Raw genomic sequence first — 14,489 nt, forward strand, 5'->3', positions numbered from 1 at the left:
ATCGACGCGGCGAGCGACCGTGGTCACCGGGCTGCACAGGCCCGGTGACCACGGCGGCTGCGCGCCTCCCTGTGTTGAAGAAGCAATGCACGTCGCCCGCCCGTCTGCGCGGATGATGCGAAGCGCACCGTGCGGCACCCGCGTGCCGCGGCGTGACAGCGTTCATTCCTTCAGTCGCGCAAGCGCCGGCGTGTGAGCGTCAGCACCATCATCAGGCCGGCCAGCAGCAGCGCGTAGGTCTGCGGCTCGGGCACGTTCGAGACGAGGGTGTACAGCCCGCCGGCGGCTGCGGCGGTGCCGCTCACGAGGTAGTAGTAAGAGCCGGCCGCGAGGCCGGCAAAGGTGTTGACGAGCGAACCGGTCGCGCCGCTGAAGTCGAACGAGCCGATGAACACGTCGGGACCCGCCCCATCCGAATAGAGCGACACCTTGCCGCCCGCGATGCCGAAGCTGGGTCCGATTTCGGTGCTGGCGGCCGAGGCGTACAAGGTCGTGGCGTCGGCCAGCGTGAACAGGAAGACATCGGCGAAATCGCCGCCGGCGAGTACTTGGCCGCCGGCCTCGAAGGTGTCGTGCGTGCCCCAGTCCCCGGGCGTGGGGATGGGAGCCGCGCCAGCCGACACGCTGGCCGCAACGCCGAAAGCGACGATCCACGGCTTGAACACACGTAGCAACTTCATCGTTGACTCCCTGGGGTAGTGGTTGAGGGCCGACGACTTACTGCAAGGCCTATGCCACAGGGTTTTCACCCATGTGAAGCCGATTTCCTCGTTGTGAAGCGCAATTGCGGGTCGTGATGGGCTGAAAAGCGTCCGATTTGCGCAATGATGGCCACCTTCCCCGGCACGGGGCCAGGCCAGCTTGGTGCAAATGCAGCACCAAGGAGCGGCGGGCGTCAGGTTCCGTGCGACGTCAGCCCCAGCACCATGCCCAGCCCGACCGCCAGGCCCACCCAGTGGTTCGCCCGGAAGGCGCGAAAGCACCCGTCGCGGTCGCGCTCCCGGATCAGCCGGTAGTGCCACAGCACCTGTGCCGCGCCCGCCATCAGGCCGATCGCGCAAGGCCAGCCCAGCCCGAGTTGCCAGCCGACATGGCCCCATATCGCCAGGTAGGCTGCGTAGAGCAGCATCACGGCGGCGACGTCGAAACGGCCGAAGGTGATGGCCGAGGTGCGGATGCCGATCTTCAGGTCGTCGTCGCGGTCGACCATCGCGTATTCGGTGTCGTACGCCACCACCCAGCACAGATTGCCCAGCAACAGCCACCAGGCGAGCGCCGGCACCTCCCCCTGGACGGCGGCGAAGGCCATCGGGATGCCGAAGCTGAAGGCCACGCCGAGCACCGCCTGCGGCATCGAGAAGAACCGTTTGGTGTACGGGTAGGCGATCGAGACGGCGAGCGCGCCGAACGACCACAACACGGTAACCGTGTTGGTGGTCAGCACCAGCACGAACGCGAGCAAGGCCAGCACGGCGGCCACCGCGAGGGCTTCGCGCGCCGGCAAGGCGCCGCTCGTCACCGGGCGTTGTGCCGTGCGTTTGACGTGTCGGTCGATGTCGCGGTCGGCCACGTCATTGACGGCGCATCCGGCCGAGCGCATCAGAAAGGTGCCGAGCGTGAACACGGCGATCAAATGCCAGCCGGGGAAACCGCCGGCCGCCAGCCACAAGGCCGCCAGCGTTGGCCACAGCAGCAGCAGCGTGCCGACCGGCTTGTCCCAGCGGATCAACTGCAGATATAGCGGGAACTTGAGGGCGACGTGGGTCATGGTGGCGTCAGTGTAGAAGGGCCGCGCCGATCGCTGGCCCAGTCGCCGCTTGGTGCACCGGCCCCAACCTGCAGGTGATGCGTGAGCAGGCGGCCGTCAGGCCAGGTCGCTCATGGCCTGGTGTGACGACTCATTCGACTGGCCGTGGGGATGATGCCCCGCGACGCGGGGCTCGTCGGAACAAACCACGCGTGAACCCGTGGCGGGCAGCCGCGGGCGGATCTTAATGCAGGCCCCCGCACTCGAGACGCGAGGGAGGCCGGGGGCCGACGCCAAGCGCCCCCTCCTTTCGGTGTCAGCTCGCGCGCTCCGTCGCCTGATGGCGCAGCTCGAGGTCCAGCATGTCGCGCCACCGTGGTAAGCCGATCACCCAACCCTTGCGCACCACCTCGGCCGGCTCGATCTTGTCGCCGGGGTGCAGTGCGAAATACCGCTCGCTGGCTTGGAGCAGATGTGCCGCCTCGGCGGGAAAGTGCGGCTGGACGACCAGCGCGGTCAGCCCGAACACATTGGCTTCACGCTGATCCAGCGCGGCCAGCACCTGGCCACGTGCGGCGGCGACACAACGGGCGAGCAGCCTGCTTTCCGTTTCTCTTGCCGTCATCCGCTCTCCTTTCATTCGCCGAACGGTTTTTGGGCGAATGCCGAAACTGTACGGCAGGTGGCCCAGAGGGCCGCCGGCCCGACACAGGGCGAGCGCGACGCCCTGACCCTCGCCGGCCTCCTTCGCCGCTCGGCCGTCAATCCTCCAGCAGGCTGCGCAACATCCACGCCGTCTTTTCGTGAATGTCCAGACGCTGCGTCAGCAAGTCGGCGGACGGTTCGTCCGACGCCTTCTCGACCACCGGGTAGAGGCCACGCGCGGTGCGTGCCACACCCTCGTGCCCTTGCACCAGGATGCGGATCATCTCCTCGGCCTTGGGCGGTTCGCTCGGCGCATCGTTGAGCGAGGTCAGCGCGCCATAGTCCTTGTAGGAGCCGGACGCGGTGTGCCCCAAGGCGCGGATGCGCTCGGCGATCGGGTCGACCGCGTTCCACAACTCGGTGTACTGCTCCATGAACATGTTGTGGAGCGTGTTGAACATCGGACCGGTGACGTTCCAGTGGAAGTTGTGGGTCGTCAGGTAGAGCGTGAAGGTGTCGGCCAGCAGCTTGTTGAGGCCAGCGGCGATCGCCGCGCGGTCGCCTTCGTCGATGCCGATGTTGACCGGCATCGGCGAGCTCTTGTGCTTGTCTTTGCTCATGCGGGGGTTCTCCTGAGTGAATGATGATCCGGCTCACCAGCAGCCGGCGTGCCGCTCACGACAGCTTCTGCACGCCTTGCAGTTCGCAGCCGTAGACCGCGTTGCGCAGCGCGGCGATCGCCTCGTATCGCGTGAAGGTGCGTCGCCAGGCCAGCACCACGCGGCGCGTGGGCACCGGGTCGTGGAACGGCACATAGGCGACGTGCGGCTGGGGATCGCGGGGCACGCTCAACTGGGGCACCACGGTGATGCCCATGCCGGAAGCCACCATGTGTTTGATGGTCTCGAGCGACGAGCCTTCGAAGCTTTTGCGTATGCCCTCGGCGTCGCTCGAGAAGCGCGCGAATTCGGGGCACACCTCGAGCACATGGTCGCGAAAGCAATGGCCGGTGCCGAGCAGCAGCATGGTCTCGCGCTTGACCTCCTCCGAGGTGACACTCTGCCGCTTGGCCAGCGCGTGCTGGCGCGGCACGGCCACCATGAAGGGCTCGTCGTAGAGCGGCGCGATCGCAAGGCCGGTGTCGGGAAAGGGCTCGGCCATGATGGCGCAATCGAGTTCTCCGGTGCGCAGCATCTCGAGCAGCTTGACGGTGAAGTTCTCTTGCAGCATCAAGGGCATCTGCGGCACCTGCTCGATGGTCTGCTTCACCAGGTCGGGCAACAGATAGGGCCCGATGGTGTAGATGATGCCCAGCCGCAGCGGCCCGGCCAGCGGGTCCTTGCCGCGCTTGGCGATTTCCTTGATGGCTGCGGCCTCGTCGAGCACCGCCTGGGCCTGTCGGACGATGTCTTCGCCCAGTGGAGTGACGCTCACTTCGCTGGCGCCGCGCTCGAAGATCTTGACGTCCAACTCGTCCTCGAGTTTCTTGATCGCCACGCTCAAGGTCGGCTGCGACACGAAACAGGCCTCGGCAGCGCGCCCGAAATGTCGCTCACGCGCGACAGCGACGATGTAGCGCAACTCGGTCAAGGTCATGGCAACAACTCCGGGGCACGTCGCACATCGTCTGCAGGCCTCCACCCGGCTCGCACAGCGAGGTGGAGGGCCATGCCACTGCCCGCGGGCCGCACGTTTTTGAAGCGGTGACCCACTTCGTGCGTCTCTGCGACACCGTCGTGGAAGGCGGCGCCGCGCGACCGGCGGAAGGCGACGTAAGAGAGAAAATCTATCGCACCCATCCGGCGATTGTGCTGCGCGAAGACAGCCGATGCCAGCCCCCGTCAGCAGCCACCCTGATGGGGACAGGCCCGTCACTCCCCCATCGCGGGGGGGAATCGAAATTGGGATAGAGAGGGGTCGAGCGGTAACAATGAGTGTCTGAACCCGGGGTGAGGGGCTGGTCGGGCTGCCCGGGTCAGTAGAGCAACACAATCGGTAGACACATCATGATGAAGAAGTTGGTTTTGGCTGCGCTCGGCGTCATCGCTTCGACCGCCGCGTCCGCAGAGGGTTATGCAGGCCTGCAATTCGGCACGTCGCGCGCGAACGAAAGCTGTGAAGGGACCCTCAGCTGCGACAAGAGCAGCTCCACCTACAAGCTGTTCGGCGGCTACAAGTTCACGCCGCAGCTGGCCGCCGAAGCCAGCTACACGCAGTACGGCAAGGTCACCGCCTCGGTCGACGTGCCGCCGGTTGTCGACCTCAGCATGAAGGCCAGCGGTTTCGGCTTCGGCCTCGCCCTGCACGGGGATCTGGCCCCGTCTTGGACCGCCGTGGCGCGCTTCGGCCTCGCCTTCAACAAGATGAAGGTGAATGCGACCGTTTACGACGAGAGCGGCAGCGACAGCGACAACACGACCACCGCCTACGTCGGCTTCGGCGTCGGCTACAAGCTGACCAAGGCGCTGCACCTGAACGCGACCTGGGACGTGTCGAACGCCGAATACGCCGGCGAGAGCCTGCGCTTCAACCTGTTCTCGTTGGGCGTGAGCTACGGTTTCTGAACGCCACGACCGTGCGAACCGGGGGCCGCCGATGCGGCCCCTTTTGCTTTTGCACGGTGCGAATCGAACGCTGCCGCCGCCCGCAGCGGCGCGCCCGCCTCAGGCCTTCAGGTATTCGGCCTTGCCACCCAGCCAGCGCTGCACATGCGCCTGCGCGGCGCCCACGTGGTGCTCGAGCATCAGCGCGGCCGCTCGCCTGGCGTGGCGGACCAAGCCGATGTCCTCTTCGAGATTCGCGAAACGCAGCAGCGGCGCGCCCGACTGACGTGCGCCGAGGAACTCCCCCGGGCCGCGTATCTCGAGGTCGCGCCGGGCGATCTCGAACCCGTCATGGGTTTCGGCCATGGCCTTCAGCCGCGCCTTGCCGGTGTCGGACAGCGGTGTGGTGTACAGCAGCACGCACACGCTCGCCACGGCCCCCCGGCCCACCCGTCCGCGCAACTGGTGCAGCTGGCTGAGCCCGAAGCGTTCGGCATGTTCGATCACCATCAGGCTGGCATTGGGCACATCGACGCCCACTTCGATCACCGTGGTGGCGACCAGCACCGCCATCTGCCCGCCGGCGAACAAGGACATCACGGCCGCCTTCTCGGCCGCCGGCATGCGCCCGTGCAGCAGCCCGACCATGTGACCCGGCAGTGCCTCGCCGAGCTGCTGGTGGGTGGCGGTGGCGTTCTGCAGGTCGAGCTTCTCCGACTCTTCGATCAGCGGGCACACCCAATACACCTGCCGCCCCTGCGCCACTTCATGCCGGATGCGCTCGATCACCGCCTCGCGGCGGGTGTCGGCGAACACCTTGGTGACGATGGGCGTGCGTCCGGGGGGCAGTTCGTCGATGGTCGAGACGTCGAGGTCAGCGTAGTAGGTCATCGCCAGCGTGCGCGGGATGGGCGTCGCGCTCATCATCAGCAGATGCGGTTCCTCGCCGGCACTGGGCTTCATCTTGCTGCGCAGCGCCAGGCGCTGCGCCACGCCGAAGCGGTGCTGCTCGTCGATGATGGCCAGCCCCAGCCGCGCGAACTCGACCTGGTCCTGGATCACCGCGTGGGTGCCGACCACGAGCTGCGCCTGCCCGTCGGCCACCTGCGCCATGCTCTCGCGACGCGCCTTGCCCTTCTGGCTGCCGGTGAGCCAGGCCGTGACGATGCCCAGCGGCTCGAGCCAGCCCACCAGCTTGCGGAAATGCTGCTCGGCCAGTATCTCCGTGGGCGCCATCAGCGCACACTGCCAGCCGGCCCCGATCGCGATCGCGGCCGCGAGTGCTGCCACCACGGTCTTGCCCGAGCCGACGTCACCTTGCAGCAACCGGTGCATCGGCTGCGGCCGCTGCAGGTCGTGTGCGATCTCTTCCACCACGCGGCGCTGCGCGCCGGTCAGCTGGAACGGCAGCGCCGCCAGCAATCGTTCGTGCAGGCCGCCGCGCTCGAGCGGCAGCGGCGGTGCACGCAATCGGGCACGCTCGCGCTGGGCCTGCAGCTGCGAGAGCTGCTGTGCCAGCAGCTCCTCGAACTTGAGCCGCTGCCAGGCGGGATGGGTGCGGTCTTCCAGCGTCAGCACCGACGTGGCGGGCGGCGGGTGGTGCAGGAACTGCAAGGCCTGCTGCAACGGCGGCAGGCCGGCGGGCAGCACCTCGGCCGGCAGGATCTCGTCGAGCCAGGCACGCGCGAGGCCCGAGGCGACCGCCTTGCGCAGATAGGCTTGAGGCAAACTGGCCGAGGTCGGATAGACCGGCGTCAACGAGGTGGCCAGCGGCGTGTGCTCGTCGACCGCCCTGAAGCTCGGGTGCACCATCTCGCGGCCCAGAAACCCGCCCCGCAGCTCCCCCCGTGCCCGGACGCGCTGGCCCACCGCGAGCGTCTTCTGGTGCGCAGGGTAGAAGCTGAAGAAGCGCAGGTGCACGGTGTCAGTGCCGTCGTCGAGCGTGACGACGAGCTGGCGGCGCGGCCGCAGCGTGATCTGGCTGTCGGTCACCACACCTTCGACCTGCACCGTGTCGCCGTGGCGCGCGTCGCCGAGGCGGGTGACACGGGTTTCGTCCTCGTAGCGCAGCGGCAGGTGCAACGCGAGATCGATGTCGCGCGCCAGGCCCATTTTCTCGAGCGCCTTCTGAGGGGCGGACTTGGCGACCTTGCCAGCGGGGCTGGAAGCGGAAGCAGAGGGCGAAGCGGCGGCCGGCGGCATGGGGGACAATTCTGCCTTTGCTTTGCATTCCATCGGCACGGGTCTGTCCGGCCCTCGCATCCATGCCCTCTTCCGATCCCCACTCGCCTGCCACGCCCGCCTCTGCTTCCCCCACCCCGGGCGCCTACACGCTCAGCGACTTCGACTTCGAGCTGCCGCCCGAGCTGATCGCGCAGCAACCGGCGCCCGAGCGCAGCGGCTCGCGCCTGCTCGACGGCCGCGGGCCCACCCCGGTGGACCGCATCTTTCGCGAACTGCCGGGCCTGCTGCAGCCGGGGGACTTGCTGGTCTTCAACGATACGCGCGTCATCAAGGCGCGGCTGTATGGCGCCAAGGCGAGCGGCGGGGCGATCGAGGCGCTGGTGGAGCGGGTGCTGCCCGGGCACGAGGTGCTGGCCCATCTGCGTGCCAGCAAGTCGCCCAAGGCCGGCACGGTGGTGCGCTTCGCGCAGGCCTTCGACGCCGAAGTGCTGGGCCGCGGCGGCCCGGACGGCGGTTTGTTCCACCTGCGCTTTCCCGAGGAGCCGCTGGCCTTGCTGGAGCGCCATGGGCATGTGCCGCTGCCGCCCTATATCACGCATGAAGACACCAGCGAAGACGCGCGTCGCTACCAGACGGTGTTCGCCGACAAGCCGGGCGCGGTGGCGGCGCCCACCGCGGCCCTGCACTTCGACGACGGTGTGCTGGCCGCCTTGGCCGAGCGTGGCATCACAACCGCGGGCGTGACGCTGCATGTCGGCGCCGGCACCTTCCAGCCGGTGCGCACCGAGAACCTGGCCGAGCACAAGATGCACAGCGAATGGTTCGAAGTGTCGGCGGCGACGGTCGCCGCCGTAGCTCAGGCCCGGGAACGCGGCGGTCGGGTGGTGGCGGTCGGCACCACCACCTTGCGAGCGCTCGAATCGGCGGCGCTTGGCGGCCGCCTGGTGGCCGGAGCGCGCGAGACAGACATCTTCATCACACCCGGCTTCGAGTTCCGGGTGGTCGATCGGCTGGTCACCAACTTCCACCTGCCCAAGAGCACGCTGATGATGCTGGTCAGCGCCTTTGCAGGGTATGCCCATGTGATGGCGCTGTATCGTCATGCGATCGCGCAGCGGTATCGGTTCTTCAGTTACGGCGACGCGATGTTGTTGGAGCGCCCCTTCTGACGTCGTTGGACTGCGACCGCAGCGAAATCCGCCTTACACCACGGTTCCCCATGGATCACCACACCCTCCCCAGCTCCGCTTCGGCTCGCATTCCCCTGCCCAGCGGCCTCCAGTTCGAAGTCCTCAAGACCGAGGGCCACGCGCGCCGGGGCCGATTGACCCTGAACCACGGTGTGGTCGAGACGCCGATCTTCATGCCGGTGGGCACCTATGGCACGGTGAAGGGCGTGATGCCGCGCTCGCTCGAAGAGATGGGCGCGCAGATCATCCTCGGCAACACCTTCCACCTGTGGCTGCGCCCCGGGATGGACGTGCTGCGCCCCTTCGGCGGGCTGCACCGCTTCGAAGGCTGGCACAAGCCCATCCTGACCGACAGCGGCGGCTTTCAGGTGTGGAGCCTGGGCGACATGCGCAAGATCAGCGAGGAAGGCGTGAAGTTCGCGTCGCCGGTCAACGGCGACAAGCTGTTCCTGACGCCCGAAGTCAGCATGCAGATCCAGCATGTGCTGAACAGCGACGTCGTGATGCAGTTCGACGAGTGCACGCCCTACATCATGGGCGACAAGGCGAGCGGGCGGCTGACCACCGAGAAGGAAGCGCGCTACTCGATGGAGCTGAGCCTGCGCTGGGCCAAGCGTTGCCAGCTCGAATTCGAGCGGCTGCAGAACCCGAATGCCTTGTTCGGCATCGTGCAGGGCGGCATGTTCACGCATCTGCGCGACGAGTCGCTCGCAGGGCTGGAGCTGCTGGACTTTCCCGGCCTGGCGGTGGGCGGCCTGAGCGTCGGCGAACCCAAGGCCGAGATGCTGCGGGTGCTCGAACACATCGGCCCGCGGCTGCCGGCCCACAAGCCGCACTACCTGATGGGGGTGGGCACGCCCGAAGACCTGGTGGACGGCGTCGCCAACGGCATCGACATGTTCGACTGCGTGATGCCCACCCGCAACGCGCGCAACGGCCATTTGTTCACCCGCTACGGCGACCTGCGCCTGCGCAACACGCGCTACAAGACCGACGAACGGCCGCTCGACGAGAGCTGCAGCTGCTACACCTGCACCAACTTCAGCCGCGCCTACCTGCACCACCTCGACCGCTGCGGCGAGATGCTGGGGCCGATGCTGACCAGTGTGCACAACCTGCACTACTACCTGGACCTGATGCGCGAGGTGCGCGAGTCCCTCGACGCGGGGGGCTTCGAGGCGTTTCGCCGCCAGTTCGCGACGGACCGGGCCCGCGGGGTTTGAGCGCTGCGGAGGCTGGAAGCGGGGACCCTGCGGGCAGAAAACGGCGGCATTCCGGCTGAAATGCCGCCTGGCGCCGACGTGTTGACAGGCACAAGATGTACATATAATGTACATAGACCGCTAACCGAGGAGGTGCACATGTCGGCTGCCATCGAACGGATCGTGGTTCAGGCCACACCGCAGGACAAAGAGGCGATCGCCGCCAAGGCGAAGGCCCTCGACCTGCCCATCTCCGAGTTGATGCGCCGCGGCGCCTTCGCCTACCGGGCCGACGAAACCGATGCCGAACTGAGTGCGCTGGCCGACGCGGCCCGCAGCGCCGCAGAACGTGCCGGTGAGGCGATCGACGACGCGCTGGCGTTTATCGAAGCCAGCAATCAGCGGATCGCGACGATGGAAGCCGAGGCGAAAGCAGCCCGGCCGGCACAGCGGAAGGCCGCCTGATGGGCGTCACCGACAGGGTCTGGGGTGCACTGACTTCGATGATCAAGCTCGAAGACAAGGTGAACCGACAGTCCGAGGCGATGAAGTCTCAGCAGCAGAAAATCGAAGACCTGACGGCGCGCGTCATCCGCCTGGAAGCGCAGCTGGAACTCCTCACCAGCGCGGCCATGGTCAGGCGGCTCACGGGCAACTGACGGTCCGTGTTGTGCGCGCGCCGAACACGGGCGCCGCCGGCTCCGACACCCACAGCGCCCCTGCCGCTCAATCCGTGCGCTGCTCCAGCAGATACGACGCGCCGTCGTACTGCGCCAGCGCCTCGGTCAGCCAGGGCAGCACATCGCGGAGCGTGTCGTGCAGCACCCAGGGCGGGTTGATCACGAACATGCCACTGCCCAGCAGGCCGAAGCCGCGCTGATCGGTCTTCTGCACCGTCATGCGCACGTGCAGCCAGCCCTTGGGCGCCAGCGATTTCAAACGCTGCGGCAGCTGCTGCGATTCGAGCCGCGGCAGCTGCGGGTACCAGACCATCATCACGCACTCGGCAAACCGCTTGAGGCCGTCGCGCACCGAGTTGACCACCAGGTTGTAATCGGCCTTGATCTCGTAGGGCGGGTCGATCAGCACCGCGGCGCGGCGCGAGGGCGGCGGCAGCTGCGCCTTGAGCGAGGAAAACCCGTCGGCATGGTGCACTTCGGTGTGCGGCTGCGAGCCGAAATGCGCCGCCAGCAAGCGGTGGTCGGTGGGGTGCAGCTCGAACAATCGCAGCCGGTCTTGCGGGCGCAGCACCTGCAAGGCCAGCGCCGGAGAGCCTGGGTAGTGCTTCAAGTCACCGCTGGCGTTGTGGGCCCGTACCAGCTCGACGTAATCGGCCACCGGCGGCGGCAGGTCGTCGCGCTGCCACAGCCGCGCGATGCCCTGCTCGAACTCGGCGTTCTGCTGCGCATAACGGCTGTGCAGCTTGTAGGCCCCGGCACCGGCGTGGGTGTCGATCAGCCAGTACGGCTTTTCCTTTTCACCCAGATAGCGCAGGACCTGCACCAGCACCAGGTGTTTGAGGACGTCGGCATGGTTGCCCGCGTGAAAAGCATGTCGATAGGCGAGCATGGAAAGAAGCGTCTCGGTAGCTGCGCGGCAAGCCGCGCCGAGGGCTCACTGTAGCGCGTTCGCCCGCCCGCCCTCAGCCCGCATCACCAGAACTGCCACTGCCCGGTGTGTACCACCCACACCCCCAGCACGCCGTTGGTGACCGCATGCGAGATGGTCGGCACCCACAGCTTGCCGGTGTGGCGGTACAACCAGGCATAGGCGAGGCCGGCGATGATGGCCGCCAGCCACAGCGTGTGCGCCAGCGCGAACACACCGGTCGACATGGCGATGGCCTTGAGGCCGACACGGCGCGGGTCGACCCCCTCGAACTGCGGCTGCTCGATCCAGCGCATCAAAAACGAACGCCAGAACAGCTCTTCCATCACCGGCACCAGCAGCGCCGCGCCGACCCAGCGCACCGCGATCAGCGGCCAGTCGAGGCGGCCCTGGTCGTCGACCGGCGTGAAGGCGGCGGTCGCCTCGCCCACCACCATCCACGGCAGGGTGAGGTTGATCCACAGGGCGAACACGGCGACGCCGACGGCGATCGCAAGCACCCACTCCTTGAGGTTGGGCCAGGTCCCGCGCGCCAGTTCGGTGTATTCGCGCCAGAAATAGGCGAGCAGCGCCCCCACCGCCACCACGCTGACCCCGTAGACCCAGCGCGCGTCGAGGCCCGCGTCGGCCGGGATGGCGCCGCGCACCGCCAACAGCACCATGAACAGCACGAACGGCGCAATACGCGCGACGGCGCCGCGCGACAACTGGAATGGCATCTGGAACCCCCTGAGACTCTTGGATTGAGACTGCAAATGGCCGCAAGGATGCCGCAGCTTGCCCACCGCGAAATTGACAATTCGTATCAGCAGTGATGCCAGTCTTGCACTTATGAAGATTTTCGATGGCGCTATCACGCCTGGGTGACAGCCCTATGACCGCCTTGCGCGCGGCGACCCGCGGTCAGCGGGACTGCAGCAGGTCGACGTAGGCCGGTGCCAGCAGCGCGTCGTCGGCGATCTGCAGCGCCTTGAGCAGCGCCCGGGCGGTCGCCTCGCCCTGCTCGATCGGCTCGCCCGACTGCAGCACCACCTCCAGCTCGACGAAACACCCCAGCTCGTCGACCTCGTCGAGGTGCACACGGGTGGCGCCCACCAGGTAGAGCGTGCGCCGTTTGCGCACCCGCCCGACGACGCCCAGCGCCTGCGTCAGCACCTCGCGCAAACGCGCTGGCTCGTCGGTCACGGTGATCTCGTAATGCGAGCATTTCGGCGCCAGTTGGTCGGCCCGGCGGTAGAAGATCAGCTCGCCGTGTCCGTCGCCGAAGTCGCGCAACTTCAGACGACCCTGGTCACAGCGGAAAAACGTGTCGTCCTGGTGCAGCTCGATGGGGCCCTGGTCGGCCAGCGGGCGCACCCGCGCTTCGACCGCCTGGAGGTCGGCCGCCCTCGCCTTGATTTCGACGTTGCGAGCCATCGGGTCAGGCCGCGAGCAACCGGCCGACCCGCTCACGCAAGCCGTCGAGCGACACGGTCTCGGCCGGCATCGCCGGACCGGCGACCACCCCCACACGGCTGAACACGCCGCGGCGGAACGGCCGCACCATCGCCGTGCCTTGCTCGACGCGCGAGAAGTAGGAGCCCCACAGGTTCTGCAGGGCGACCGGCACCACCGGCGCCGGCTGGGCCTGCAGGATCTTCATCAAGCCGCCCTTGAACTCCTGCAGCGTGCCGTCCCGCGTGATGGCGCCTTCGGGGAAGATGCCCAGCAGGTCACCCTCACGCAGCACGCGCTGCGCTTCCTGAAAGGCCCGCTCGTAGGTGGCCGGGTCTTCTTTCTGCGGCGCGATCGGGATCGCGCGCGCCAGCTTGAACAGCCAGCCGAGCACCGGGATCTTGAAGATGCGGTGGTCCATGATGAACACGATGGGCCGCGGGCTGGCCGCCATCAGCAAGATGGCGTCGACGAAGCTGACATGGTTGGCCGCGATGACGGCCGCACCGTGCGACGGGATGTGCTCGTCGCCGTGCACCTTGAAGCGGTAGATGCAGCGCGAGACGAGCAAGGCGACGAAACGCAGCAGGTATTCGGGCACCAGCATGAAGATGTAGAAGCCGACCAGGGCATTCAGCAGCCCGGTGACCAGGAACACCTGCGGCACGCTGAAGCCGGCTTGCAACAGGGCACCGGCGAGCACTGCGCTGGCGATCATGAACAGTGCGTTGAGGATGTTGTTGGCGGCAATGATGCGAGCCCGGTGGCTGGCCTGCGCGCGCATCTGGATCAGCGCATACATCGGCACGCTGTAGAGGCCGGCGCTGAGGCTGAGCAGCAGCAGGTCGAGCAACACGCGCACATGGCCGGGCTGCGCGACGAAGCTGCCCAGCGTGTAGGACACGGCCGGCTGGGGCAGCCCGCGCGACGCGAAGTACAGGTCGATCGCGAACACACTCATGCCCAGCGCGCCCACCGGCACCAGGCCGATCTCGACATGGCGCCGCGACAGCGTCTCGCACAGCAGCGAGCCGATGCCGATGCCGACCGAGAACACCACCAGCAGCAGCGACGCGACCTGCTCGTTGCCGTGCAGCACCTCCTTGGCGAACGACGGGAACTGGGACAAAAACACCGCCCCGAAGAACCACATCCACGAGATGCCGAGGATGGAGCGGAACACCGCGACGCTCTCGCGCGCGAGGCGCAGGTTGCGCAAGGTTTCGCTGAGCGGGTTCCAGTTGATCTGCAAGGCCGGGTCGGTGGCCGGCGAGACCGGCACACGCTGGGCCGTGACACGCCCCAACACCGCCAGGCCGAAGCAGGCCCACGCGACGTATTGCGCGCCGACCCCGGGCATTGCGATCAACAGGCCACCGGCGACGTTGCCGAGCAGGATCGCCACGAAGGTGCCCATTTCGACCATGCCGTTGCCGCCGGTGAGCTCGCGCTCGCTCAGGTGCTGCGGCAGGTAGGCGTACTTCACTGGGCCGAACAAGGTGGAGTGCAAGCCCATCAGGAACACGCACAGCAGCAGCACGGCCACCTGCTGGGTGACGAATCCGATCCCGGCGACGGCCATGATGGCGATCTCGAGCGACTTCACGAACCGGATCAAACGGGCCTTGTCGTACTTGTCCGCCAGCTGTCCGCTGGTCGCCGAGAACAGCAGGAAGGGCAGGATGAACAAGGCCCCGATGGCCAGGCCGGCGACCGCCGGCGGCAGCCAGGCCACCTGCACCTGGTAGGTGACGAGCACGGTGAAGGCGAACTTGAACAGGTTGTCGTTGCCGGCCCCCAGGAACTGGGTCCAGAAGAACGGCGCGAAACGGCGCTGCGTCAGCAGCGCGAACTGGCTGGTGTGGGACTGGCTCATCGTGTTGTCTTCTGGACCCTCGGCGTTGCCGCGATTTAACCACCCGGCACACAGCGCGGC

General features: G+C 67.3%; 15 protein-coding genes. 5 read left to right on the forward strand and 10 right to left on the reverse strand.

Annotation, left to right across the window (positions count from 1 at the left end):
* Positions 1 to 170: 170 nt before the first annotated feature.
* From AAW51_RS26970 to AAW51_RS26990, 5 genes are all read right to left on the reverse strand, one after another.
* Positions 171 to 680, reverse strand: a complete 510-nt coding sequence (locus AAW51_RS26970) for an FxDxF family PEP-CTERM protein (RefSeq protein WP_083438624.1) — start codon at positions 678 to 680, stop codon at positions 171 to 173.
* A 215-nt stretch (positions 681 to 895) separates the two neighbouring features.
* Positions 896 to 1,768, reverse strand: a complete 873-nt coding sequence (ubiA, locus tag AAW51_RS26975) for a 4-hydroxybenzoate octaprenyltransferase (RefSeq protein ID WP_047197090.1) — start codon at positions 1,766 to 1,768, stop codon at positions 896 to 898.
* A gap of 295 nt (positions 1,769 to 2,063) precedes the next feature.
* Complete coding sequence (locus AAW51_RS26980; RefSeq protein WP_047197091.1) at positions 2,064 to 2,372, reverse strand: hypothetical protein; 309 nt, start codon at positions 2,370 to 2,372, stop codon at positions 2,064 to 2,066.
* Between the two features lie 136 nt (positions 2,373 to 2,508).
* The gene (locus AAW51_RS26985) at positions 2,509 to 3,012 is read right to left on the reverse strand and encodes a Dps family protein (RefSeq protein ID WP_047197092.1); all 504 of its coding nucleotides are present in this window, start codon (positions 3,010 to 3,012) and stop codon (positions 2,509 to 2,511) included.
* A 55-nt stretch (positions 3,013 to 3,067) separates the two neighbouring features.
* Positions 3,068 to 3,988, reverse strand: coding sequence for a LysR substrate-binding domain-containing protein (locus AAW51_RS26990; RefSeq protein WP_047197093.1), 921 nt, complete (start codon positions 3,986 to 3,988; stop codon positions 3,068 to 3,070).
* A 410-nt stretch (positions 3,989 to 4,398) separates the two neighbouring features.
* On the opposite strand from AAW51_RS26990, the gene AAW51_RS26995 reads away from it, so the two are divergent.
* Positions 4,399 to 4,956 carry a porin family protein gene (locus AAW51_RS26995; protein WP_047197094.1) on the forward strand — a complete coding sequence of 186 codons (558 nt, stop codon included), beginning with the start codon at positions 4,399 to 4,401 and terminating at the stop codon, positions 4,954 to 4,956.
* A gap of 99 nt (positions 4,957 to 5,055) precedes the next feature.
* Here the strand turns inward: AAW51_RS26995 and recG are convergent, their stop codons facing one another.
* Positions 5,056 to 7,137 (reverse strand): ATP-dependent DNA helicase RecG, encoded by a 2,082-nt coding sequence (gene recG, locus AAW51_RS27000; RefSeq protein WP_047197095.1) that lies wholly within the window; start codon positions 7,135 to 7,137, stop codon positions 5,056 to 5,058.
* Positions 7,138 to 7,199: 62 nt separating this feature from the next.
* On the opposite strand from recG, the gene queA reads away from it, so the two are divergent.
* The 4 genes from queA (at position 7,200) to AAW51_RS27020 (ending at position 10,170) form a co-directional block, all read left to right on the forward strand.
* A complete protein-coding gene (queA, locus tag AAW51_RS27005) occupies positions 7,200 to 8,288 on the forward strand; it encodes a tRNA preQ1(34) S-adenosylmethionine ribosyltransferase-isomerase QueA (RefSeq protein WP_047197096.1) in 1,089 nt (362 codons plus the stop codon).
* A gap of 50 nt (positions 8,289 to 8,338) precedes the next feature.
* Positions 8,339 to 9,532: a tRNA guanosine(34) transglycosylase Tgt gene (tgt, locus tag AAW51_RS27010; protein WP_047197097.1), complete on the forward strand. Its 1,194-nt coding sequence runs from the start codon at positions 8,339 to 8,341 to the stop codon at positions 9,530 to 9,532.
* A gap of 138 nt (positions 9,533 to 9,670) precedes the next feature.
* Entirely contained in the window at positions 9,671 to 9,976 is a 306-nt protein-coding gene (locus AAW51_RS27015) for a hypothetical protein (RefSeq protein WP_047197098.1), read from the forward strand.
* Positions 9,976 to 10,170: a hypothetical protein gene (locus AAW51_RS27020; RefSeq protein ID WP_047197099.1), complete on the forward strand. Its 195-nt coding sequence runs from the start codon at positions 9,976 to 9,978 to the stop codon at positions 10,168 to 10,170. Before AAW51_RS27015 ends, AAW51_RS27020 begins: the two co-directional genes overlap by 1 nt.
* A 67-nt stretch (positions 10,171 to 10,237) precedes the next feature.
* On the opposite strand, the gene AAW51_RS27025 is transcribed toward AAW51_RS27020, so the two are convergent.
* The 4 genes from AAW51_RS27025 to AAW51_RS27040 form a co-directional block, all read right to left on the reverse strand.
* On the reverse strand, positions 10,238 to 11,080 hold the full coding sequence (locus tag AAW51_RS27025) for a 23S rRNA (adenine(2030)-N(6))-methyltransferase RlmJ (RefSeq protein WP_047197100.1): 843 nt from the start codon (positions 11,078 to 11,080) through the stop codon (positions 10,238 to 10,240).
* An 83-nt stretch (positions 11,081 to 11,163) separates the two neighbouring features.
* Positions 11,164 to 11,838 carry a CAAX prenyl protease-related protein gene (locus tag AAW51_RS27030; RefSeq protein ID WP_047197101.1) on the reverse strand — a complete coding sequence of 225 codons (675 nt, stop codon included), beginning with the start codon at positions 11,836 to 11,838 and terminating at the stop codon, positions 11,164 to 11,166.
* Between the two features lie 184 nt (positions 11,839 to 12,022).
* Entirely contained in the window at positions 12,023 to 12,535 is a 513-nt protein-coding gene (locus AAW51_RS27035) for a class IV adenylate cyclase (protein WP_047197102.1), read from the reverse strand.
* A 4-nt stretch (positions 12,536 to 12,539) separates the two neighbouring features.
* Positions 12,540 to 14,429, reverse strand: a complete 1,890-nt coding sequence (locus AAW51_RS27040; RefSeq protein WP_047197103.1) for an MFS transporter — start codon at positions 14,427 to 14,429, stop codon at positions 12,540 to 12,542.
* Between the last annotated feature and the right edge of the window lie 60 nt (positions 14,430 to 14,489).

Source organism: Caldimonas brevitalea (genome assembly GCF_001017435.1).
Lineage (GTDB): Bacteria > Pseudomonadota > Gammaproteobacteria > Burkholderiales > Burkholderiaceae_C > Caldimonas > Caldimonas brevitalea.

What these genes read in the sequence shown, in the direction of transcription:
- AAW51_RS26985 (WP_047197092.1), bottom strand. Translation starts at nt 3,012, where the DNA reads ATGAGCAAAGACAAGCACAAGAGCTCGCCGATGCCGGTCAACATCGGC.
- AAW51_RS27040 (WP_047197103.1), bottom strand. Translation starts at nt 14,429, where the DNA reads ATGAGCCAGTCCCACACCAGCCAGTTCGCGCTGCTGACGCAGCGCCGT.
- AAW51_RS26995 (WP_047197094.1), top strand. Translation starts at nt 4,399, where the DNA reads ATGATGAAGAAGTTGGTTTTGGCTGCGCTCGGCGTCATCGCTTCGACC.
- ubiA (WP_047197090.1), bottom strand. Translation starts at nt 1,768, where the DNA reads ATGACCCACGTCGCCCTCAAGTTCCCGCTATATCTGCAGTTGATCCGC.
- AAW51_RS26990 (WP_047197093.1), bottom strand. Translation starts at nt 3,988, where the DNA reads ATGACCTTGACCGAGTTGCGCTACATCGTCGCTGTCGCGCGTGAGCGA.
- recG (WP_047197095.1), bottom strand. Translation starts at nt 7,137, where the DNA reads ATGCCGCCGGCCGCCGCTTCGCCCTCTGCTTCCGCTTCCAGCCCCGCT.
- AAW51_RS27025 (WP_047197100.1), bottom strand. Translation starts at nt 11,080, where the DNA reads ATGCTCGCCTATCGACATGCTTTTCACGCGGGCAACCATGCCGACGTC.
- tgt (WP_047197097.1), top strand. Translation starts at nt 8,339, where the DNA reads ATGGATCACCACACCCTCCCCAGCTCCGCTTCGGCTCGCATTCCCCTG.
- AAW51_RS26970 (WP_083438624.1), bottom strand. Translation starts at nt 680, where the DNA reads ATGAAGTTGCTACGTGTGTTCAAGCCGTGGATCGTCGCTTTCGGCGTT.
- AAW51_RS27035 (WP_047197102.1), bottom strand. Translation starts at nt 12,535, where the DNA reads ATGGCTCGCAACGTCGAAATCAAGGCGAGGGCGGCCGACCTCCAGGCG.
- AAW51_RS27020 (WP_047197099.1), top strand. Translation starts at nt 9,976, where the DNA reads ATGGGCGTCACCGACAGGGTCTGGGGTGCACTGACTTCGATGATCAAG.
- AAW51_RS27015 (WP_047197098.1), top strand. Translation starts at nt 9,671, where the DNA reads ATGTCGGCTGCCATCGAACGGATCGTGGTTCAGGCCACACCGCAGGAC.
- AAW51_RS26980 (WP_047197091.1), bottom strand. Translation starts at nt 2,372, where the DNA reads ATGACGGCAAGAGAAACGGAAAGCAGGCTGCTCGCCCGTTGTGTCGCC.
- queA (WP_047197096.1), top strand. Translation starts at nt 7,200, where the DNA reads ATGCCCTCTTCCGATCCCCACTCGCCTGCCACGCCCGCCTCTGCTTCC.
- AAW51_RS27030 (WP_047197101.1), bottom strand. Translation starts at nt 11,838, where the DNA reads ATGCCATTCCAGTTGTCGCGCGGCGCCGTCGCGCGTATTGCGCCGTTC.